This window comes from Natronolimnohabitans innermongolicus JCM 12255, from assembly GCF_000337215.1.
Classification (GTDB): Archaea; Halobacteriota; Halobacteria; order Halobacteriales; family Natrialbaceae; genus Natronolimnohabitans; species Natronolimnohabitans innermongolicus.
In genome coordinates this window covers 50,797-72,142 of record NZ_AOHZ01000044.1, presented here as the reverse complement: position 1 = coordinate 72,142, position 21,346 = coordinate 50,797, and the positions used below count along the sequence as shown (strand labels likewise).

Below are 21,346 nucleotides of genomic sequence, written 5' to 3'. Positions count from 1 at the left end.
ATCCATGAGCAGCCAAGAACGAGACGCCAAGGTGTACGTCAACGGGTCGCTGGTGGGGACACACCCCGACCCGCACAAACTAGCAGAACAGATCCGCGAAGCGCGACGTATCGGCGACGTATCCGAGATGGTCAACGTCTCCGTGAAAGAGCGCACGCGCGAAGTTATCGTCAACGCCGACGCCGGTCGCGCACGGCGGCCATTGCTGGTCGTCGAGGACGGCGAGCCGCGGATCTCCCAGCAGGAACTCGAGGCGGTCGAGGACGGCGACCTCGAGTTCGAGGATCTCGTCGACCACGGCTACGTCGAGTTTATCGACGCCGAGGAGGAAGAGGACATCCTCGTCGCCGTCGACGAAGAACACCTCACCGAAAAGCACACGCACCTCGAGATCGACCCGTCGCTGATCTTCTCGATCGGTGCGGGGATGATTCCCTACCCCGAACACAACGCCTCGCCGCGTATTACGATGGGCGCGGGGATGATCAAGCAGTCGCTGGGGCTTCCTTCGGCTAACTACCGCATCCGGCCGGACACGCGCCAGCACCTGCTGCACTACCCGCAGCTCTCGATGGTCAAGACCCAGACGACAGAGCAGATCGGTTACGACGAACGGCCCGCCGCGCAGAACTTCGTCGTCGCCGTGATGAGCTACGAAGGGTTCAACATCGAGGACGCGCTGGTCATGAACAAAGCGAGCGTCGAGCGCGCCCTCGCCCGTTCGCACTTCTTCCGAACCTACGAGGGCGAGGAACGACGCTATCCCGGCGGTCAGGAGGACCGCTTCGAGATCCCGAGCCAGGACGTCCGCGGCGCCCGCGGTGAGGAAGCGTACAACCACTTAGACGAGGATGGCCTCGTCAATCCGGAGACGGAAGTCGACGAAAACTCCGTCCTGCTCGGAAAGACGAGCCCGCCGCGATTCCTGGAAGAGCCGGACGACATGGGCGGACTCTCGCCGCAGAAGCGCCGCGAGACCTCCGTGACGATGCGCTCGGGCGAATCGGGCGTCGTCGACACCGTCACGCTGATGGAAGGCGAGGACGGCTCGAAGCTCTCGAAGGTCTCCGTGCGCGACGAGCGGATCCCCGAACTCGGGGACAAGTTCGCTTCCCGCCACGGCCAGAAGGGTGTCATCGGCCACCTCGCACCCCAGGAGGACATGCCCTTCACCGAGGAGGGCGTCGTCCCCGACCTCGTGCTCAACCCGCACGCGCTGCCCTCGCGGATGACCGTCGGACACATCCTCGAGATGATCGGCGGCAAACTCGGCTCGATGGAAGGGCGACGTGTCGACGGGACGCCGTTCCTCGGCGAGGACGAGTCGAAACTCCGCGACGGACTCGAGGATGCCGGCTTCAACTCCGCGGGTAAGGAGGTCATGTACTCGGGGATCTCCGGCGAGAAGATCGAGGCCGAAATCTTCGTGGGCGTCATCTTCTACCAGAAGCTCTACCACATGGTCTCGAACAAGCTCCACGCCCGCTCGCGCGGGCCGGTGCAGGTGCTGACCCGCCAGCCCACGGAGGGTCGCGCCCGCGAAGGTGGTCTCCGTATCGGGGAGATGGAACGGGACGTGTTCATCGGCCACGGTGCGGCGATGACGCTGAAAGAACGGCTGCTAGACGAGTCCGACCGCGAGTTCATCCACGTCTGCGGACAGTGTGGGATGAGCGCGGTCGAGAACGTCGAACAACGGCGCGTCTACTGTCCGAACTGCGACGAAGAGACTGATATCCACGAGATCGAGATGAGCTACGCCTTCAAGCTCCTGTTAGACGAGATGAAGGCCCTGGGTATCGCACCGCGACTGGAACTGGCAGACGCCGTCTAAACCAATGCAACACAGTACACCCAAAGACATCGGTTCGATCTCCTTCGGGCTCATGGAGCCCGAGGAGTACCGGGAGATGAGTGCGACGAAGATCATCACGGCCGACACCTACGACGACGACGGTTTCCCCATCGACATGGGGTTGATGGACCCCCGACTCGGCGTCATCGACCCCGGACTCGAGTGTAAGACCTGCGGGAAGCACTCGGGGTCGTGTAACGGCCACTTCGGTCACATCGAGCTCGCCGCGCCGGTCATCCACGTCGGCTTCACGAAGCTCATTCGGCGGCTCCTGCGAGGGACCTGCCGCGAGTGTTCCAAGCTGCTGTTGACCGAGGACGAACGCGAGGAGTTCCGCGACGACATCACGGAATCGCGCAAGCTCGGTCGCGACCTGAACGACGTCACGAAGGCTGCGATCCGACAGGCACGAAAGAAGGATCGCTGTCCGTTCTGTGGCGAGATCCAGTACGATATCGACCACGAGAAGCCGACGACGTACTACGAGGTCCAGCAGGTCCTGACCAGCGAGTACTCCCAGCGCATCGCGGCCGCGATGCAAGGCGACGAGGAGGCCGGCGTCGAGCGGACGTCGCCCGACGAACTCGCGGCGGAGACGGAGATCGATCTCACGCGAATCAACGAAATCCTCTCGGGATCGTTCCGGCCGCGCGAGAGCCAGCGCAAGGCCATCGAGAAGGCCCTGGACATCGACCTCACCGAGGAGGACACGAACAAGCTGATGCCCTCCGACATCCGGGACTGGTTCGAGGCGATTCCGGACGAAGACATTCAGGTGCTCGGGATCGATCCAGACCGCTCCCGTCCGGAGTGGATGATCCTGACGGTGCTTCCGGTCCCGCCCGTCACGGCGCGACCGTCGATCACGCTCGACAACGGCCAGCGTTCCGAGGACGACCTCACCCACAAGCTGGTCGACATCATCCGGATCAACCAGCGGTTCATGGAGAATCGTGAGGCAGGTGCGCCACAGCTGATTATCGAGGACCTCTGGGAACTGCTGCAGTACCACGTCACCACGTTCATGGACAACGAAATCTCGGGGACGCCGCCGGCCCGACACCGCTCCGGCCGGCCGCTCAAGACGCTCTCCCAGCGCCTGAAGGGCAAGGAGGGCCGTTTCCGCGGCTCCCTGTCCGGGAAGCGCGTGAACTTCTCTGCGCGTACCGTCATCTCGCCGGACCCGACGCTCTCGCTCAACGAGGTCGGCGTCCCGGACCGCGTCGCAAAGGAGATGACCCAGACGATGAACGTCACCGAGCGCAACTTAGACGACGCTCGGCGCTTCGTCTCCAACGGTCCCGAAGGCCACCCCGGCGCGAACTACGTGCGCCGACCGGACGGCCGCCGACTGAAGGTGACCGAGAAGAACTGCGAACAGCTAGCCGAGAAGGTCGAGGCCGGCTGGGAGGTAAACCGACACCTCATCGACGGCGACATCGTCATCTTCAACCGCCAGCCGTCGCTGCACCGGATGTCGATCATGGCCCACGAGGTCGTGGTCATGCCGTACAAGACGTTCCGTCTCAACACCGTCGTCTGTCCGCCGTACAACGCCGACTTCGACGGCGACGAGATGAACATGCACGCCCTCCAGAACGAGGAGGCCCGCGCCGAGGCCCGCGTGCTCATGCGCGTCCAGGAGCAGATCCTCTCCCCGCGATTCGGTGAGAACATCATCGGCGCCATTCAGGACCACATCAGCGGGATGTATCTCCTGACGGCCGACAATCCGCGGTTCAACGAGACGCAGGCGCTCGACCTCCTGCGTGCGACCCGGATCGACGAACTGCCGGAACCCAGCGGGATCGACGACGAAGGCGAACCGTTCTGGACCGGCTACGACGTCTTCTCCGAACTGCTGCCAGACGACCTGAACCTCGAGTTCACCGGGACGATCGGCGAAGAGGTCGTCATCGAGGACGGCCAGCTCATCGAGGGGACCATCGCCGAGGACGAGGTCGGCGAGTTCGGCGGCGAAATCGTCGACCGGATCACGAAGAGCTACGGCAACACCCGCTCCCGGATCTTCATCAACGAGGTTTCGACGCTGGCGATGCGGGCGATCATGCACTTCGGGTTCTCGATCGGGATCGACGACGAGACGATTCCGGAGGAGGCCCAGAACCGCATCGACGAGACCATCGACGACGCCTACGACCGCGTCGAGGAGCTCATCGAGGCCTACGAGAACAACGAACTCGAGTCCCTGCCGGGACGAACGATCGACGAGACCCTCGAGATGAAGATCATGCAGACGCTCTCGCGTGCGCGTGACAACGCGGGGAACATCGCCGACGAGCACTTCGACGACGAGAACCCGGCGGTCGTCATGGCCAACTCCGGTGCACGTGGGTCGATGCTCAACCTGACCCAGATGGCCGGCGCCGTCGGCCAGCAGGCAGTTCGAGGCGAACGGATCAACCGCGGCTACGAGGACCGAACCCTCAGCCACTACGAACCGAACGACCTCTCCGCGGAGGCCCACGGCTTCGTCGAGAACTCCTACACCAGCGGCCTCACGCCGCGGGAGTTCTTCTTCCACGCGATGGGCGGCCGCGAGGGCCTGGTCGACACCGCAGTCCGTACCTCGAAGTCAGGGTATCTGCAGCGTCGCCTGATCAACGCCCTCTCCGAACTCGAGACGCAGTACGACGGCACCGTTCGAGACACCTCGGACACGATCGTTCAGTTCGAGTTCGGCGAGGACGGCACCTCGCCGGTCAAGGTCTCCTCGGGCGACGACAACGACATCGACGTCGAGGCGATCGCCGACCGCGTCATCGATTCGGAGTTCGAATCCGAAGCGGAACGCGACGAGTTCCTCGGCATCCGGACGGAGCCGACGAACCTCTCCGAACACGCGGACGATCGTCTTACCGAGGGCGACAGCTCGGGGGTGACCTCCGATGACTAACGTCGAATACGCCGTCGACGACGATACGATCGCGGTCGTCGAGGACACCGATCTGCCGCGACGGCTCAAGGACAACGTCTACGAGACCCTCGAGGGTCGCGACGGCGTTACCGTCGAAGACGCCGACGAGCTCGCGAAGGCCGTCGAAGCCCGGTATCTCGACACGCGCGTCGATCCGCTCGACCCCGTCGGCACCGTAAGCGCCCAGTCGATCGGCGAACCCGGAACGCAGCTGACGATGAACACGTTCCACTACGCGGGCGTCGCGGAGATCGACGTCACCCAGGGACTGCCTCGGCTTATCGAACTGGTCGACGCTCGAAAGACCCCTGACACGCCGATGATGACGGTCTACCTCGAAGACGAGTACGCCACCGAACGCGAGAGGGCCCACGAGGTCGTCTGGAAGATCGAGGCGACGAAGATCCTCGCGCTGGGCGACGTCTCGACGAACGTCGCGGACATGCGCGTCCAGATCTCGCTCAATCGGGACACGCTCGAAGAGCGGATGATCACGCCCGAGGAGGTCGCCGAGATCATCGAAGACAACCTCGGAGTGAGCACGGTCCAGCAGGGAACCGAGATCCAGTTCGGCCCGGAGGAGCCGTCCTACCGCGACCTGCTCCAGCTGGTCGAAGAGCTGCGCGACATCACGTTCAAGGGAATCGAAGAGGTTTCCCGCGTCGTCATCCGCCGCGAGGAGATGGACGACGGCGACGAGCAGTTCGTCCTCTACACCGAGGGATCGGCTTTCGGCGACGTACTCGAGATCGAAGGTGTCGACGCCTCGCGGACGACGTGTAACAACATCCACGAGATCCACCGTAACCTCGGCATCGAGGCCGCTCGCGAGGCCATCATCGAGGAGACGAACAACACGCTCGCCGAGCAGGGTCTCGACGACGTAAACGTTCGTCACCTGATGCTGGTCGCGGACATGATGACCAACCGCGGCGAGATCGAGTCGATCGGTCGCCACGGGATTTCGGGATCGAAAGACTCGGTGCTGGCTCGCGCCGCGTTCGAGGTGACCGTCAACCACCTGCTCAACGCGGCGATCCACGGCGAAATCGACAGCCTACAAGGCGTCACCGAGAACGTTATCGTCGGCAAACCGATCAAACTCGGTACCGGCGACGTCGACCTTCGGATGGGCTCGACGAGTCCGGGCGGCAGCGGCGGCCAGGCGGACTGATCGATGGGCGTCACACTCGACGACGACGCCCGTCGATATCTCGCCGCGTTCGAGGACGTCACCGGCGTCGACGGACAGGACTGTCTCGTCGTCGACGCGGCTACCGGCGCCGACGTCAGTGCAGACGCCGACACCGCCGCCGAGACGGACCAGCGACTGATAATCGTCGTCTCGAGCGGACGGATGAGCGAAGCGATCGGCCCCGGCGGACGGACGGTCAAACGGTTCGAAGACCGGGTCGGCAAACCCGTTCGGCTGGTCGAGGACGCCGACGATCCGGAAGCGTTCGTCGCGAACGCGCTCGCTCCCGCCGCAGTGTACAACGTCACGATTAGCGAGAACGACGACACGGTCGCCTACGTCGAAGTCGCCGAGGACGACCGCGGCGTCGCGATCGGTTCGAACGGTCGAACGATCGAGGCTGCACGAACGCTCGCCGACCGCCACTTCGGAATCGAAGACGTGCAGTTGGTCTGAGACGCTCCGAACCGCGCTTTTGTCACGTGGACTGAATCTGTCGACCGGTCGGCGCTGCCACCTCGACAGCTGTCTCACCGTCAGGTCGCCGTTAGTCTCTCCGTCCAGATGTAGCTCACACCGGAGACGAAACCATCGAGAGCCGTTCGGGGATTTCCTGGCTGCCGAGGTCCGCTACGCCACGCTCGAGCCGTGACTCGAGTTCGCGAAACGCCCGCAGATCCGGCGAACGGTATACCTCGAGCGTTCTCGTGGCGTAACGGCGATTCGAAACGGGTTGCTTAAGTGGTTCCGACGGATAGCGACGGGTACTATGGCAAACGGCAAATACGCCGCGCGCAAGCTCAAGAAGGACCGCCAGGAGCAGCGGTGGTCCGACTCTGACTACGCGCGCCGCGCACGTGGCCTCCGCGAGAAGTCTGACCCCCTCGAGGGTGCTCCGCAGGGCCGCGGTATCGTTCTCGAAAAGGTCGGCATCGAAGCGAAGCAGCCGAACTCGGCGATCCGAAAGTGCGTCCGGGTGCAGCTGATCAAAAACGGCAAGCAGGTCACCGCGTTCTGTCCCGGTGACGGCGCCATTTCGTTCATCGACGAACACGACGAAGTCACCATCGCCGGTATCGGTGGGGCGAAGGGTCGTGCGATGGGTGACCTCTCGGGTGTCAATTACAAGGTCGACAAGGTCAACGGCGTCGCGCTGAAAGAACTCGTCCGCGGGAACGCGGAGAAACCGGTGCGATAATCATGGCTGCAGAAGATCAACCCGACCCGGACGCCCCCGCAGGTGGCGCAGACGTCGGCGCGAAACTCTTCGGTACCTGGGAGATCGAAGAGATCGCATACGAGGATCCCTCGACCGAACGCTATATCACGGTGACGCCGGTCGCACACACCGCCGGCCGCCACGCCAGCAAGCAGTTCAAGAAGTCGCAGGTCTCCATCGTCGAGCGCTTTATCAACCGACTGATGCAGACCGAGGAGAACACGGGCAAGAAACAGCAGGCGCTCAACCACGTCCGTGAGGCGTTCGAACTCATTCACGAGCGAACCGACGAGAACCCGATTCAGATCCTCGTCACCGCCGTCGAAAACGCCGCTCCGCGCGAGGAGACCGTCCGCCTGAAATACGGTGGCATTTCGGTCCCCAAGGCCGTCGACGTCGCACCACAGCGACGCGTCGACCAGGCGCTGAAATTCCTCGCCGAAGGCGTCTACAACGACTCGTTCAAGACGGCAACGTCGGTCGAGGAGGCCATCGCTAGCCAGCTCGTCGGCGCGGCCAACTACGACGTCCAGACCTACGCCGTCAGTCAGAAAGAAGAGAAAGAGCGCGTCGCGGCAGCCGCACGCTAAGCGAGTCTTCCCGTCTTTTTGCGTGTTAGCCGGCGACCCGCCGGATCATCGGTATCGCTTTCGACGCGTCTCGGAAACCCGTTGGCTCTGTCTCCCGATCCACCGCTCGTAGCGGCTGGCACTACTGCACGACCGACTGCGGGATAGGCGGCGGTACGGGCAGCGTGGATACGAGCTACCAGTCTCTCGAGTTGGAACCGTTGCCGGACCGCGTTACCGTCGCTGTACAGCGGGTCGATTTCGGCGTCGACGGCCGGTATCGGTCCGTCCGTGGAGTGATGTCGAGTGTCGGTCGCAATCGACTGCGATTCGTGGCGAACTCTCGAATCCCCAATTGCGACGCCCGCCGACGAACGGACGCGTACTACGGTGAGTGGCGCCGATTGGTCCGGCATCTGGCTTCTCTGTACTTTTAAACACCCATGCCATTAAATAACACCATAGTATATTTATATGATAAATTAAAATAAATTTATCATCTTTCGCGTCATCGTCTATCATGTACCATGAGCGACCTACCACAGTACCTGAAGAACCACCCACGAATGATCGGCGTCCTGTTTACCATCATGCTCGCGCTGTCACAGGCCGGATCGGCCGCCGCCTCGAGCGGCTTCTACCACGGCCCCTAGGAGTGTCGAGAGGAATCGACGAGACTCCGGCTCCAGTAGAGGCCGTCATCCGTTACAACCGGAATCTGTTCCATTTTGAGGTATTCCTCGAGCGTCTCGTCGGAGACGGTGAGATCGGTTGCAGCGCCGGGACAGAGGAAGTATTCGTCGACCGAATCGACGTGCGGCGTGAACACACCGCCTCGACCCAACCAGAGCGTAATATACGTATACACGCTGATGCGCTGTCGTGCTCCCTCGCTGGTCAGGGTACACATACTCGGACCGCCAGTCTTCGACTGTGTGACCGTCGTAATCCCGTTGCCGACGATTCGGTACTGTTCTCCAATGATGTTGTCTTTGCGAGCGATATCGAGCGCAGCGTACAACGGGAAGCCGCGGTTTAGCAGGCGGGCGATCGTACTCCCGACGCTGACCGCGCCGCTGTTGACGACGTCGTCGAGCGTTACGATTCCGCCGATGCTTCCCGCATCTACCAGATGCAGCCCCTGTTCGTAGGACTGGCAGGCGTTGAGGAAAAACGCCTTCGTATCCGTCGATTCGATTCGAGCACCGTCTAACTTCCCGTCTGCACACTGGAACCCGTCGTCGTCGATGTGGCCGATGTAGTGAAGGAAGTCGCTTTCGCTCGCGAGTACGGATTCGAACTCGGCTTTCGTGAGATCGTAATACGTGGTCACGTCGAACGGTAGCTCTTCGCGTGTCCCGTACACGCCGTTTACCGTTTCCAGTTCCTCGTGCATACTCTGATCGTTACAGACGACCTTAATCTCGATCGGTCCGTTGCGTGGTTCGCGCCCGATTCCGTTGTGATACGCACTCAGCGGGGTCGTACTCGTGATCTCGGACGTGTTGTCGACCTGCCAGGATTGCTGAATGGTCGTTCGCTCCCCGCGCGACGAGGTGGGATCGGTCCGACTCGCGTTTCGCACGGCTGTCGACGTCTGGCTCGTGTCGCCGCGAATGAAGTCATCGATCGCCTGCGTTTGTTGCTGCGTCGATGGTCCTGTCGTCGTCGCGGCGTCTTCGATACTGACGAGTGGCAGGTCGTTGGCGACAAACGGGAGAAACTCGATGACGTCGTCGACGGGTTCGAGACGGACTTCGAGGTGCCAGTTCGGAAGCGACGACCGTATCGACTCGAAGGATACCTGGAAGTAGGATTCGAGCCGTTCGGCGAGCGACCGGTCGTAGACCGCTTCGATGTCGAACGGGAGGTTCGGCTCGAGCTTCCGTCGCTCGTGCAGTGGAAGCGGCGTCGTCCCCGCGGTACGGACGATACAGTCGAGGAAGAACGTCTGTTTGAGCGTTCTCGAGACCGCTTCCTCAAACGTCGTGTCACGACCGAGTACACGTTCGAACCCGGTCGACGTGGTGAGGCGGGGCTTCGCTCCGGGAACGACGTCGGCCCCGAGATAGTACGCCAGCGGCGTCACGGTACAGACGTGTGATAGCGTCGGCGGAATCTCGAGTCGAACGCCGGTCTCTCGTTTCGAAAGCCCGTCGGGGACGTGAAGGTCGTCGCCAAGTCTGAGTTCGGGAGGGTGTCCGCGCAGTGTCGAATACGATCGTTCGGGAGTCATCGTCTTGAGTGCCGACCCAAACGCCGTCACCGCTTGCATCACGTCCGTTGGTTCGGCTGACGTGACGATCGTCTCCGCGGGGCGCGTGTGAAACGACCGCGCGCCGAGGACGACCGGTTGCTGGCCGTCGAACGAGAGATACGTATGCTCGATATCCGAGTAGATGTGGACCGTTCCCTCTACGTTCGCATAGAGTTTGATCGGGCCGGAAATATCGAGCAGGTGCTCTCCGGCCGGAAGCGTCTCCTGTTCGGCCGGCCGAACCTCGGTGCGGAGCTGTCCACTCTCGTCTAACACGTAGACGAGATCGCTCGACGGGAGTCTGATCTGGTCCGTCGTAATGCTGACGGCGTCGTCGACCGGAAACGGGATCCGAGCCGTCTCCACCGACTCCGGCGTCACCGTACTCTCGGTCGTCAGCCGGTATCGGTGGCGTTCGATCGGATCGATAATCTCGAGGCCGTCGTCAGTTGGTTCGAAGGTCGGTTTCATAGCGCAGTGGGCGTTCACGAAGTCGGTGAAGACGCCGGGATATCGGTCGTACGGACTGGCGGGGGGTAGCCGTTACGACTGCTCGATGGGCAGCCACCCTGAAGAACAGGTACCGTCGTTGATCGTCCACCGTTGTTGTGCGGTGTCGTTGTGCTCACGGAGTTCGATGACGATGTCGAAAAGCGGCGTCAGGACCGAGACGACGTCGGTGTCCCGTTTCATGGGAAGATGATAGTGAATCATCCCGTCGATGTCCCGCGTTCGTCCGTTGGTCAGGTGGACGAACTTGAACACGCGTTCGGCGCCGTACGCCTCGAGAAGTGGTGCCAGCGATTCGATGCCGATACGAAGCTCCGCTGGGGCGAGACCGTTCGACTCGGTTTCGAACGTTTCGATGGCGTTGGAGATGGCGATACCCAACTCGGCGAGTGAGGTTACCTCGGTCGCCGAGAGCGGATCAGACTGTGGATCGGTCGACGAGTCGTCCGCTCCGATCGAGTACGGGTTTGGGTTCGATTCCGGTTTCGAACCGGCGTCGAGTTCGACGTCTGTCTCGACGTTGCCGGCGGCAGCTCCGGCACTGCGGGAGTGGGCTTCGTAACTGATGAACGCGTGGTGATCTGACGCCGTGGCCTCGTCGAAGAGTGTCGACGTTCTGCGACAATCGCCAGTAGTCGAGACGAAGAGTCGCCGCCGTGGCTGCGTGGTCGCCTGTCCGAACAACCGCCGACAGATGGCTCGTCGGTGTGCCCGCTGTACTGCGCCGACGACGAGAATGCTCGCACCCTGGCGTTTCAGACGTGCCAACTCCCCGGAAAACCGCTCTTCATCCGATCCGTCCCCCCAGTCCTTGCGCGAGAACATCAATATATGTTATCCGTTTGGAGAGATCAACTATTAAATGTTCCCTTCGTAGCGAACCGTCGCTCGCCCGGTATCGGGGTCGTCGGTCACGACGGCTGCTGTTCCGGCCGGCCAACCGGCCGTCGGTTTGGGCGTCCCCGGTCCTATGACCGGGGGTCCGGATAGCGGGACGGCGATCCGCTTCAGTCAGCAGCCGGCCGCCCGCTGTGCCCGCTCTCGCTCCCGTCGACGTACGCGCGCGTTGCGTCGACGAGGACCTGCCGGTACGCACTCGAGTCCGGGTCTCGAGCGAGGTCGCGAAATCGCTGATTGAACCCATCGAAGTCGACCTGTGGGGCGTCCATCGCGGCCGCGTGAGCGAGGTCGTACAGCCGGTGGTCGTCGTCGACGAGTTCGTGGCGCTCGGCCAGCGCCAGCGCGAAGGCGGCGTTGACGGCCGTGATCTCGGGATCGGCGCTGGCGGAGAGTCGCTCGAAGCCCGGCCGCGACGGCGTTTCGGGGCGGTCGGCGAGCGCCAGTGCGAGACTCGACTCGAGAAACGAGAGGAGCTTCTGACCGGGGCCGACGGCGAGCGTGATGTCGTCGGCGTAGATGTCTTTCATGTGATTTGCGATCTGGTAGCAGTGGGCGAGCTTCCGTCGCTCGACGCTCTTGCCGGCCAGCGCAAGGTAGAGCACCTCTTCGGTCGACTGCGTGTGTGAGGGATGTTCCTGCTCGTGGCGCGCCATGTGGGCGAACTCGTGGAGGGCGAGTTCGCGAGCCATCGCGCTCGAGGCGGCCTGTCTCGAGATGTTGAGGACGTGTCGGTCGTCGTAGTGACCGGCCCAGGTCCGCTCGTCGGGGTCGTCTCGGAGGCGGACTTCGACCGGGAGGGAGAGATCGTGTTCGGTCTCGAAGAGATCGCGGGCGCTGAGGAACGGGGACGTCGGTCCAGGCCCCTGTACGCGGACATTCATGTGTATCAATAGCAAGGGTTCGATACAGTTGACTCTTTTGTGCGGTCTCGCGTGAGGAGTGGCGAGCTATCGACCCACAATCGCTTCGCGAGCGAGAGTAGCGTGAGACGTTGTTCGGCCGTGGCCGCTATGATGGTACGTTCTGTGTGGTCGCGGACGTGTGTGATATTCACTCACCCAAATTGGATATTTCAGCGCGAAAACCGGGAAATGCGACGGATTCCGGCGCCGACGAAACACTACCCTTTTGACCCCGCTACCGGTAATGGGGGGTATATGGGCCGACGCAAGAAGATCGTCCAAGAGTGTGAACGGTTGATGGACGAACCGGAGAACATCCGGAACATCGCCATCGCCGCTCACGTCGACCACGGAAAAACGACCCTTTCTGACAACCTCCTCGCGGGTGCAGGCATGATCTCCGATGAGACTGCCGGCGAACAGCTCGCGATGGACACGGAAGAAGACGAGCAGGAACGTGGGATCACCATCGACGCGGCAAACGTTTCGATGACCCACGAGTACGAGGATACTAACCACCTCATCAACCTCATCGACACGCCGGGCCACGTCGACTTCGGTGGCGACGTCACCCGTGCGATGCGTGCGGTCGACGGTGCGCTCGTCGTCGTCGACGCCGTCGAGGGTGCCATGCCCCAGACCGAAACGGTCCTGCGACAGGCGCTCCGCGAGGGCGTCAAGCCGACCCTGTTCATCAACAAGGTCGACCGCCTGATCTCCGAACTGCAGGAGGGTCCCGAGGAGATGCAGCAGCGACTCCTCTCGGTCATCAGCGACGTCAACGAACTCATCCGCGGGATGACCCAGGACATGGACGACATCGAGGACTGGACGGTCTCCGTCGAAGACGGTACCGTCGGCTTCGGATCCGCCCTCTACAAGTGGGGCGTCTCCATGCCGTCGATGCAGCGCACCGGGATGGACTTCGCCGAGATCATGGAACTCGAGCGCGCCGACAAGCGCCAGGAGCTCCACGAGAAGACGCCGCTGTCGGACGTCGTGCTCGACATGGTCTGTGAGCACTTCCCGAACCCCGTCGACGCACAGCCCCGTCGTATCCCGCGCATCTGGCGCGGCGACGACGAGTCCGAACTCGCCGAACAGATGCGGCTCGTCGACGAGAACGGCGACGTCGTCTTCATGGTCACCGACATCTCGATGGACCCCCACGCGGGCGAAATCGCCTCCGGTCGCGTCTTCTCGGGTTCCCTCGAGAAAGGACAGGAACTGTACGTCTCCGGGACCGCCGGCAAGAACCGCGTCCAGTCCGTCGGCATCTACATGGGTGGCGAACGCGAGGAAGTCGAGCAGGTTCCCGCCGGGAACATCGCCGCCGTCACCGGTCTTCGCGACGCGATCGCCGGCTCGACCGTCTCGAGCGTCGATATGACGCCCTTCGAGTCGATCGAACACATCTCCGAGCCCGTCATCACGAAGGCCGTCGAGGCCCAGACGATGGACGACCTGCCGAAGCTCATCGAGACGCTTCGCCAGGTTTCCAAGGAGGACCCGACGATCCAGATCGAGATCAACGAGGACACCGGCGAGCACCTGATCTCCGGACAGGGTGAGCTTCACCTCGAGGTCATCACCCAGCGTATCGAGAAGAACCAGGGTATTCCGGTCAACACCGGCGAACCGATCGTCGTCTACCGCGAGGCACCCCAGGAAGGCAGCGACGAGGTCGAGGGGATCTCGCCGAACCGTCACAACCGCTTCTACATCTCCGTCGAGCCGATGAGCCAGGAGCTCGTCGAGACGATCAAGCTCGGCGAGGCCTCCATGGACATGCCCGAGCAGGAACGCCGTGAAGCCCTGCAGGAAGCCGGCATGGACAAGGACACCTCCCAGAACGTCGAGCACATCCACGGCTCGAACATCCTCATCGACGACACGAAGGGTATCCAGCACCTGAACGAGACGATGGAACTGGTCGTCGAAGGTCTCGAGGAGGCCCTCGACAACGGTCCGCTGGCCAACGAGCCGGTTCAGGGGACGCTCATCCGCCTGCACGACGCTCGACTCCACGAGGACACGATCCACCGCGGTCCGGCACAGGTCATCCCCGCGACCCGCGAGGCCGTCCACAAGTCGCTGATCGACGGCCAGATCAAGCTCCTCGAGCCGATGCAGGACGTCCGTATCGACGTGCCCAACGACCACATGGGCGCCGCCTCCGGCGAGATTCAGGGTCGCCGTGGCCGCGTCGACGACATGTACCAGGAAGGTGACCTCATGGTCGTCGAGGGTATCGCACCCGTCGACGAGATGATCGGCTTCGCCTCCGACATTCGTAGCGCGACCGAAGGTCGTGCCTCCTGGAACACCGAGAACGCCGGCTTCGAGGTCATGTCCGACTCCCTCCAGCGCGACAAGACGATGGAGATCCGCGAGCGCAAGGGCATGAAGCTCGAGCTGCCGCCGAGCATCGACTACATCTAAAACGACCGACCTTTGTAACCGGATCCTCGCGCGGCCGATGGCCGCGCTCGAACCCGGTCACAAAGCTCGACCAAAAAAGGCCGCTCGCGTCTTCGACGCTCGCGGTTCGATTGCTGACCGCAACCGCACTTACCGCGCTGATTGACGGCTAGAGTCCCAACTCCGGTTCGAAGACGGGGACTCGAGAACGGGATTCAGAGAGGTTCAAAACGGTCGAGCAATCGTATTCAGTGACGCGACGCGAATCCGGTATTCGAAACGTCCGAGAGAAACGCCGAAAACGGATCCCTGGCGGTTCGAAACGCGATTACTCCCGCTCGCCGGCACCCAGTGCCGACTCGCCGACCTTCTCGTGGCCCTCGATGACCTCCTGGCCGCCCATGTACGGCCGCAGGGCCTCGGGGACCGTCACGGTGCCGTCGTCGTTCTGGTAGTACTCGAGGATCGCCACCATCACCCGCGGCAGCGCCAGCCCCGAGGCGTTCAGGGTGTGGAGGTACTCGGCCGACTCGTGGCGCTCGGGGCGGTAGCGCAGGCCGGCGCGCCGAGCCTGGAACGCCTCGAAGTTCGAGGCCGACGACACCTCGAGCCAGCGGCCGCCCTCCTCGGGGCCGTCGTCCATGTCGTCGCCGGGCGCCCAGACCTCGATGTCGTAGGTCTTCGCGCTCGCGAAGGTGAGATCGCCGGTACAGAGTTCGAGGATGCGGTAGGGTAACTCGAGTCGTTTGAGGACTTCCTCGGCCTCCTCGAGCAGCCCCTCGAGACGGTCGTAGCTCTCCTCGGGTTCGACGAAGTTGACGAGTTCGACCTTGTTGAACTGGTGGACCCGGACGATACCGCGCGTCTCGGTGCCGTGCTCGCCGGCCTCGCGGCGGAAGTTCGGGGTGTAGGCCTGGTGTTTCAGCGGGAGGTCGTCCTGGAGGAGGATCTCGTCGGCGTACATGTTAGTGACCGGCACCTCCGCGGTGGGACAGAGCCAGAGGTCTTCGTCGTCGTACTCCGCCTCGTTGCTACCGCCGAGTCGGTAGGCGTCGTCGGCGAACTTCGGCAGCTGGCCGGTGCCTCGCATCGACTCGCTCGTGACGGGGATCGGCGGGAAGAGGTCGACGTACTCCTGTTCGCGGTGAACGTCCATCATGAACTGGACCAGGGCGTGTTCGAGGCGGGCGCCGTCGCCCTTGAGGAAGTAGAAGCCGGCGCCGGTCGTCTTGGCGCCGCGTTCCTCGTCGATGATGTCCAGTTCCTCGCCGAGTTCGTAGTGGGGCGTAATCTCGTCGGCGTCGATCCGAAGGTCGTCGAAGCCCCAGCGTCGGTCCTCGACGTTGTGGCGCTCGTCGACTCCTAACGGAACGCTCTCGTGGGGAATCTGGGGAATCTCGAGCATGCGCTGCTCGAGTTCGGCCTCGAGCTCGTCGGCTTCGGCCTCGACCTCCTCGATTTCGGATTTGAGCTCCTTCGATTCGGCGATGGCCTCCTCTTTCTCTTCGAACTTTTCGGCCGCGACCAGTTTGCCGATCCGTTTGGTAACCTGATTGCGCTCGTGTCGGAGGTCGTCGCCGCGGGCTTTCAGCTCCCGCCAGCGCTCGTCGAGTTCGAGGAACTCGTCGACGTCGACGTCGGCGCCGCGATTGTCCAGCGCCTCGCGAACCGCCTCGGGATTCTCGCGCAGGTAGCTCCGGTCGATCATTGCCCGTCGATTCTTCGCGCCCGTCCAAAACCGTGTCGAAGTACCGTGTCAGGTTCCGGGACGGTCGCCGGGGCTCGGACCGACTGGCGAGTCGAGCGCGGCTGTTTCGTGGCGTGACTTTTCGACCGGGAAACGCTTTTTTCGACGGGGAACGGAGTTCCGCCTATGGACCCGCTCGAGGGCGAAGCGTCGTCGGTATCGGTCGAGTACGAGCCCGTCAGCGTCAAGGACGTGCTCGTCGAGATGAAAGACACCGCAGAGCTGTTGATCGACCTCTCGTACTCGGCGGTCCTCCACCGCAACGTCGACCTCGCACGGGAGGTACTGCGACTGGAGGAGCGAATGAACGTCCTCGAGCTTCGCGCGCGGATGAGCCTCATGATGGCTGTCCGGAAGCCGGACGACGCCGAAGAGCTCGCCCCGGTGCTCGGAATCGTCGCCGCGACCGACGCGATCAGCGACGCGGCCGGCGACATCGCGAAAATCGTCATCGAGGAGATGGGTCTGCCCGACGCGATGCGAGCCGCCCTTCCGGAGGCCGCAGAGACGCTCGTCCGCGGCGTCGTCGACGCCGAGTCGACCTACACCGGCCGGGCGCTCGCCGATATCGACCTCGAGTCGAAGACGGGCGTGCGCGTGATCGCGCTCCGGCGCGGCGACGAGTGGCTGCTCAATCCCGGCCCGGGGACGACAATCGAGAACGGCGACGTCGCACTGTTGCGCGGCCCGAATCCGGCGATCGGCGAGGTTTGCGAGGAGTTGACCGGCGAGGTCTACGAAACGCCGTCGATCGACGATCCGGGGATCGACGATCTGGAGCGAGCCGTCGACACGATCGTCCACATGAAGAACCTCTCGGAGCTGGCGGTCGATCTGGCCTACAGCAGCGTCCTGTTCGACAGCGCGGAGTTGGCCGAGGAAGTCCGAAATCTGGAGGTCGAAGTCGACGCCCTGCAGTCGCGCTTCGAGGCCTGGACGCTTCGGGCGGCCGCCGACGCGGAGGATCCCGTCGTCCTTCGCGGGCTGATCCGACTCGGAACCAGCACCGAAGTCATCAGCGACGCGGCGATCGACATCAGCGAGGGCGTCCTCCGCGATATCGACGTCCACCCTGTCGTCCAGCTCGCGGTCCAGGAAAGCGACGAGATCATCACCCGCGTCGAGGTCGAACCGGGGAGCGATCTCGACGGAACGGCCGTTACCAACGGCGTCCCGGACGTCGAGTCGACGATGTCGGTGATCGCCATCCGGCGACCCGACGAGGGGTGGCTGCTGGTCGCCGACGCCGACGCACAGCTTCGCGGTGGCGACGTCCTCATCTCGAAGGGGACCCGAACGGCGGCGGCGGCGTTCGATGAGCTCTCGAATACGTGAGATAGTCCGCAAACAGCAACACAGCACTCCCCGGCGCTACTGGAGCGTTTCGAGCAACAGGAACACGAGCTCGAGGTAGAAGATTGCGCCGAGGACGGCGACCACGGCGGCGAGAGCGACCGGCAGGAGCGACCGTCCCGACTCTCGAAACGGGAGCGTTCGAACGAGTCCGATCATCGCGTGTCACCGCCGTCGACGCTGTGATGCAGGGCAGCGGACCGCCGTGGACGATCGTGGGTGACTGGTTCTTGGTGCATACTGACGTGGCCCACGGCTTGCCACTTGAATCTCAGTCAGACGTCCGACGGACAGAGGACAGACGGTCGATCCGTCGTGGGGTGACGATGGCGACGACGAGGCGGCTACCCGGCGCATACAGGCGACGAACGAACCCGTGTCGTCGGCGTCGGCACGAATCGAACACATGGCCGTCGACCTGCATCCGCTCGAGGAGCGAGCGATCGTGATCACCGGCGCATCGTCGGGGATCGGCCTGACGACCGCGCGGCTGGCGGCCGAGCGCGGCGCGGCTACGAGGATCACGTTGCCGAGTCGAGAACGTCTCGCGGGAGTTGTCTGCTCTCGATGCCCTCATACGGGTTACTGTCCGTCAGTTCCGGCGCATCCGCGACCCCGGGCGGCGGTTGCGCCGGGACATCGGTACAGCGATCCGTATCACTCGTTTGGCTGGGCGTCGCGTTGCCTGTCGACCCGCCGGAACGCCAGCCAGAACCCGACGAGGATCGCGAAGAACACCGCCCCGATGCCGACGCGGAGCAGGATCTCTTCCGTTCCGGTCGCCTCGGCGTGTACCAGCGACGCGGCCCAGCCGCCGCCGACCACGGCGAAGCCGGTGGCGACGATAATCATGATCAAGAGCCGATCTGTTGGCAGGTCCATACCTCGCCTAACGCCGTGGCCGGTATCAGCGAACAGCCTGTATAGGCCACGTTCGACGCGTCTCTCGGTTCACAGTGGAATGTCGAGGACGGCAGCCGAGACGCCGATGAAGATGACCATCCCGAAGACGTCGACGACGTTGGTGACGATCGGAATCGTCGTGTCGTCGGGGTCGATCCCCAGTCGGTAGGAGCCGTAGGTCGCCGCAAAGCTGAACACGATCGCGATGACAGCGACGGACATCCCGCTGACCAGCGAGATGAACAGCAACTGGCCGAAGCCGACGGCGCCGCCGTAGAGGACGGCGTCGAGGGCGGCCGCGCCGATCGCCAGCGCGGTGAAGATCGTCACCGCGAGCGCGAGGATCGCCGCGACGTTCGCCCAGAGCACTCGATCGCGCGGGTCGAGTTCGGTCGTCCCCAGGTGGAACCGCGAGGAGAGCCGGGAGCTCAAGATCGCGCCGAGGTTGCCGCCCATGTCGACCATCGTCGGAACCATCACCGCGAGAATGGAGATCTCCTCGATCATCTCTTCGGCGTTCTCGAGGGTGATCCCGGCCCAGAGGACGATGATCGAGAGGACGATCAGCAGCGGGAACATGTTGGTGACGATGCGTTTCCACTCCCACGTGCCGAGCGAGCCGCCGGCCGGGACGACCATCAGACGAGCACCTCCACGAGGGAAATCGCGAACAGCATGAACAGCATGCCGAAGATGTCACCGAGGGTCGTCACGATGGGGCCGACGAGGTTGTCCGGATCGTAGCCGCGCTTGTAGCCGGCGAATATCAGGGCGAGCAGCCCGCCGATCAACACCACCGACGTGAGCAGGCCGGAGATCAGCATGATCCCGACGAGTTCGTACAGCGCCGCGACCTCCCAGCCGATGAGCAACAGTGCGAGCCAGGTGATGACGCCGATGACGATCGAGATGCCGATGCCGTTGACGAACGACGCGATGACGGCGTTGACGAGCCTGTCGTCGCGTTCGAATCGCGGTTCGATCAACCCCTGATGCAGGCCGCTCGAGATCCGTCCGCCGAGCGCTCCGTAGACGTTCCCTCGAGTCGCCAGAAACACCGGCACCATCACGAGGAGTCCCGGAAACCGCTCGACGCTCTCGATGATCGACTCGAGAACGACGCCGGCGAACAGCCCGCCGCCCAGAGCGATGATCAGGATCGGCAAGGCCTCGCGATAGATCGACCAGAAATCGCGCCGAACACTCATATCGGTGGAACACCCAGTCGCCTGTTAAGTGTACCGGGAACCGATGCACCTATCCGTATTGCCGTCGCTCGCCGGGGCTCTCGCGATTGCGACAGGCGTGTGAGTTAAACACAATATTAGTCTAAAGTGGAAACTGTTTTTAGAGAAGTCTAATACACTCCGTCCGTATGCTGTACACCAACCACAGCAGTCGAGACGGTACCGACACTGCGATCAGCGACACCGCCGGCGGACTGGAGTTCGCGCCGACGCTCGAGGACCTGGTAACGGACTTGCTCGAGGGCGAGTTCGCAGGCGTCATTCGATCGCACAGCCGGGGTGAGGTGTATGGGGGCTGCTGATCGCGAACTCGAGTTCCACGCGGACCGGGTCGAAGAAGTAACCGACGACGAGTACGTCGCGGTCACCCAGGAGACGTTCGTCGGACCGGCGATCGACGAGTTCCGTGAGTTCGAGCCGATTTCGGACGAAACGACCGTCTACTACCTCTACGTCACCGACAACGCCGACCGACTCGTCGGCGTCATGTCCCTCCGGGAACTGTTGAACGCCCCGGAGGACGACGTCGTCGAGGACCACATGGTGACCGACCTCGTGACGATCAACGCCGACGCGGATCCCGAGGCGGCCGCCAACCGAATCGCCGACCTCGACTTCCCCGCGTTGCCCGTCGTCGACGACGAGAATCGTCTCGTCGGCGTCTTGCGAACCGACGACATGATCGAGGTCGTCGAGGAGGAAGCGACCGAAGACATTCTCAAATCGGCCGGCTTTACCTTCACAGACGTCGAACAGTCCCGCAGTTCGGCCATTCTCGAGTCGTCGATCCCGCGGATCCTCTGGCTGCGGCTCCCCTGGCTGATCGTCGCGCTCGCCGGCGGCCTCCTCGCCGGCGGCGTGATCGAGGCCTACGAGGACACCCTCGAGGCGGTCGTCGCGCTCGCCTTCTTCGTCCCCGTCATCATGGACATGGGCGGCAACGTCGGGACGCAGGCCTCGACGATCTTCGTCCGCGGCCTCGCGCTCGGTCACATCGACGACAGGAACGCGATGAAACATTTCGCTCGCGAAGGGATCATCGGCCTGCTGATCGGGCTCATTATCGGCAGTATCGGCGCCGGCGCGGCCTACGCCTGGCAGCGCAACGAACCCTACGCGTTCGAACTGGCGACAGTCGTCTTCGTGGGTCTCGTCTCGGTCTGCGTGGTCGCGTCGGTCGTCGGCTACGTGATCCCCTGGGTCATGAACAAACTCGGATTCGACCCGGCGGCCGCCTCGGACCCGCTGATTACGACCGTCAAGGACGTGACGGCGCTGCTGATCTACTTCGGACTGGCGGCCGTCTTGCTGTCCGAACTGCTGTAGCGGG

Annotated in this window: 19 protein-coding genes; 11 read left to right on the top strand and 8 right to left on the bottom strand. The window is 63.2% G+C overall.

Going from position 1 to position 21,346, the window contains the following annotated elements; translation table 11 throughout:
- The first annotated feature begins 4 nt into the window (after positions 1-4).
- From rpoB to C493_RS24030, 7 genes are all read left to right on the top strand, one after another.
- A complete protein-coding gene (gene rpoB, locus C493_RS09780; RefSeq protein WP_007259267.1) occupies positions 5-1,834 on the top strand; it encodes a DNA-directed RNA polymerase subunit B in 1,830 nt (609 codons plus the stop codon).
- A 4-nt stretch (positions 1,835-1,838) separates the two neighbouring features.
- Positions 1,839-4,772: a DNA-directed RNA polymerase subunit A' gene (locus C493_RS09775; RefSeq protein ID WP_007259266.1), complete on the top strand. Its 2,934-nt coding sequence runs from the start codon at positions 1,839-1,841 to the stop codon at positions 4,770-4,772.
- Positions 4,765-5,967 carry a DNA-directed RNA polymerase subunit A'' gene (rpoA2, locus tag C493_RS09770; RefSeq protein WP_007259265.1) on the top strand — a complete coding sequence of 401 codons (1,203 nt, stop codon included), beginning with the start codon at positions 4,765-4,767 and terminating at the stop codon, positions 5,965-5,967. Before C493_RS09775 ends, rpoA2 begins: the two co-directional genes overlap by 8 nt.
- A gap of 3 nt (positions 5,968-5,970) precedes the next feature.
- Positions 5,971-6,444: a NusA-like transcription termination signal-binding factor gene (locus C493_RS09765; protein WP_007259264.1), complete on the top strand. Its 474-nt coding sequence runs from the start codon at positions 5,971-5,973 to the stop codon at positions 6,442-6,444.
- 313 nt (positions 6,445-6,757) lie between these two features.
- Entirely contained in the window at positions 6,758-7,186 is a 429-nt protein-coding gene (locus C493_RS09760; RefSeq protein WP_006671958.1) for a 30S ribosomal protein S12, read from the top strand.
- Between the two features lie 2 nt (positions 7,187-7,188).
- Entirely contained in the window at positions 7,189-7,797 is a 609-nt protein-coding gene (locus tag C493_RS09755; RefSeq protein WP_007259263.1) for a 30S ribosomal protein S7, read from the top strand.
- A gap of 506 nt (positions 7,798-8,303) precedes the next feature.
- The gene (locus C493_RS24030; protein WP_007259262.1) at positions 8,304-8,429 is read left to right on the top strand and encodes a DUF7503 family protein; all 126 of its coding nucleotides are present in this window, start codon (positions 8,304-8,306) and stop codon (positions 8,427-8,429) included.
- Here the strand turns inward: C493_RS24030 and C493_RS09750 are convergent.
- The 3 genes from C493_RS09750 to C493_RS09740 form a co-directional block, all read right to left on the bottom strand.
- Positions 8,426-10,504 carry a hypothetical protein gene (locus C493_RS09750; protein ID WP_007259261.1) on the bottom strand — a complete coding sequence of 693 codons (2,079 nt, stop codon included), beginning with the start codon at positions 10,502-10,504 and terminating at the stop codon, positions 8,426-8,428. The two genes, C493_RS24030 and C493_RS09750, sit on opposite strands and share 4 nt — an antisense overlap.
- 72 nt (positions 10,505-10,576) lie before the next feature.
- On the bottom strand, positions 10,577-11,368 hold the full coding sequence (locus C493_RS09745) for a DUF7504 family protein (protein ID WP_007259260.1): 792 nt from the start codon (positions 11,366-11,368) through the stop codon (positions 10,577-10,579).
- 182 nt (positions 11,369-11,550) lie between these two features.
- Positions 11,551-12,324, bottom strand: a complete 774-nt coding sequence (locus C493_RS09740; protein WP_007259259.1) for a DUF5781 family protein — start codon at positions 12,322-12,324, stop codon at positions 11,551-11,553.
- 276 nt (positions 12,325-12,600) lie between these two features.
- Here C493_RS09740 and C493_RS09735 point away from each other — a divergent pair, with 276 nt between their 5' ends.
- A complete protein-coding gene (locus C493_RS09735) occupies positions 12,601-14,787 on the top strand; it encodes an elongation factor EF-2 (RefSeq protein ID WP_007259258.1) in 2,187 nt (728 codons plus the stop codon).
- Positions 14,788-15,094: 307 nt separating this feature from the next.
- Here the strand turns inward: C493_RS09735 and serS are convergent, their stop codons facing one another.
- The gene (serS, locus tag C493_RS09730) at positions 15,095-16,474 is read right to left on the bottom strand and encodes a serine--tRNA ligase (protein ID WP_007259257.1); all 1,380 of its coding nucleotides are present in this window, start codon (positions 16,472-16,474) and stop codon (positions 15,095-15,097) included.
- A gap of 165 nt (positions 16,475-16,639) precedes the next feature.
- Here serS and C493_RS09725 point away from each other — a divergent pair, with 165 nt between their 5' ends.
- Complete coding sequence (locus C493_RS09725; protein ID WP_007259256.1) at positions 16,640-17,848, top strand: potassium channel family protein; 1,209 nt, start codon at positions 16,640-16,642, stop codon at positions 17,846-17,848.
- Positions 17,849-17,884: 36 nt separating this feature from the next.
- Here C493_RS09725 and C493_RS23410 read toward each other — a convergent pair whose 3' ends face one another.
- The 4 genes from C493_RS23410 to C493_RS09710 all read right to left on the bottom strand — a co-directional run bounded on the left by C493_RS23410 (position 17,885) and on the right by C493_RS09710 (position 19,977).
- A complete protein-coding gene (locus tag C493_RS23410; RefSeq protein WP_007259255.1) occupies positions 17,885-18,025 on the bottom strand; it encodes a hypothetical protein in 141 nt (46 codons plus the stop codon).
- 498 nt (positions 18,026-18,523) lie between these two features.
- The gene (locus tag C493_RS09720) at positions 18,524-18,748 is read right to left on the bottom strand and encodes a hypothetical protein (protein ID WP_007259254.1); all 225 of its coding nucleotides are present in this window, start codon (positions 18,746-18,748) and stop codon (positions 18,524-18,526) included.
- 69 nt (positions 18,749-18,817) lie between these two features.
- Complete coding sequence (locus tag C493_RS09715; protein WP_007259253.1) at positions 18,818-19,408, bottom strand: magnesium transporter; 591 nt, start codon at positions 19,406-19,408, stop codon at positions 18,818-18,820.
- Positions 19,408-19,977, bottom strand: a complete 570-nt coding sequence (locus tag C493_RS09710; RefSeq protein WP_007259252.1) for a magnesium transporter — start codon at positions 19,975-19,977, stop codon at positions 19,408-19,410. The genes C493_RS09715 and C493_RS09710 overlap by 1 nt, the downstream gene beginning before the upstream one ends.
- Positions 19,978-20,144: 167 nt before the next feature.
- On the opposite strand from C493_RS09710, the gene C493_RS23400 reads away from it, so the two are divergent.
- Together C493_RS23400 and mgtE are read left to right on the top strand one after the other, a co-directional pair.
- Positions 20,145-20,318 (top strand): hypothetical protein, encoded by a 174-nt coding sequence (locus C493_RS23400; protein WP_007259251.1) that lies wholly within the window; start codon positions 20,145-20,147, stop codon positions 20,316-20,318.
- Positions 20,305-21,342, top strand: a complete 1,038-nt coding sequence (gene mgtE, locus C493_RS09700) for a magnesium transporter (protein WP_007259250.1) — start codon at positions 20,305-20,307, stop codon at positions 21,340-21,342. The genes C493_RS23400 and mgtE overlap by 14 nt, the downstream gene beginning before the upstream one ends.
- Positions 21,343-21,346 lie beyond the last annotated feature (4 nt).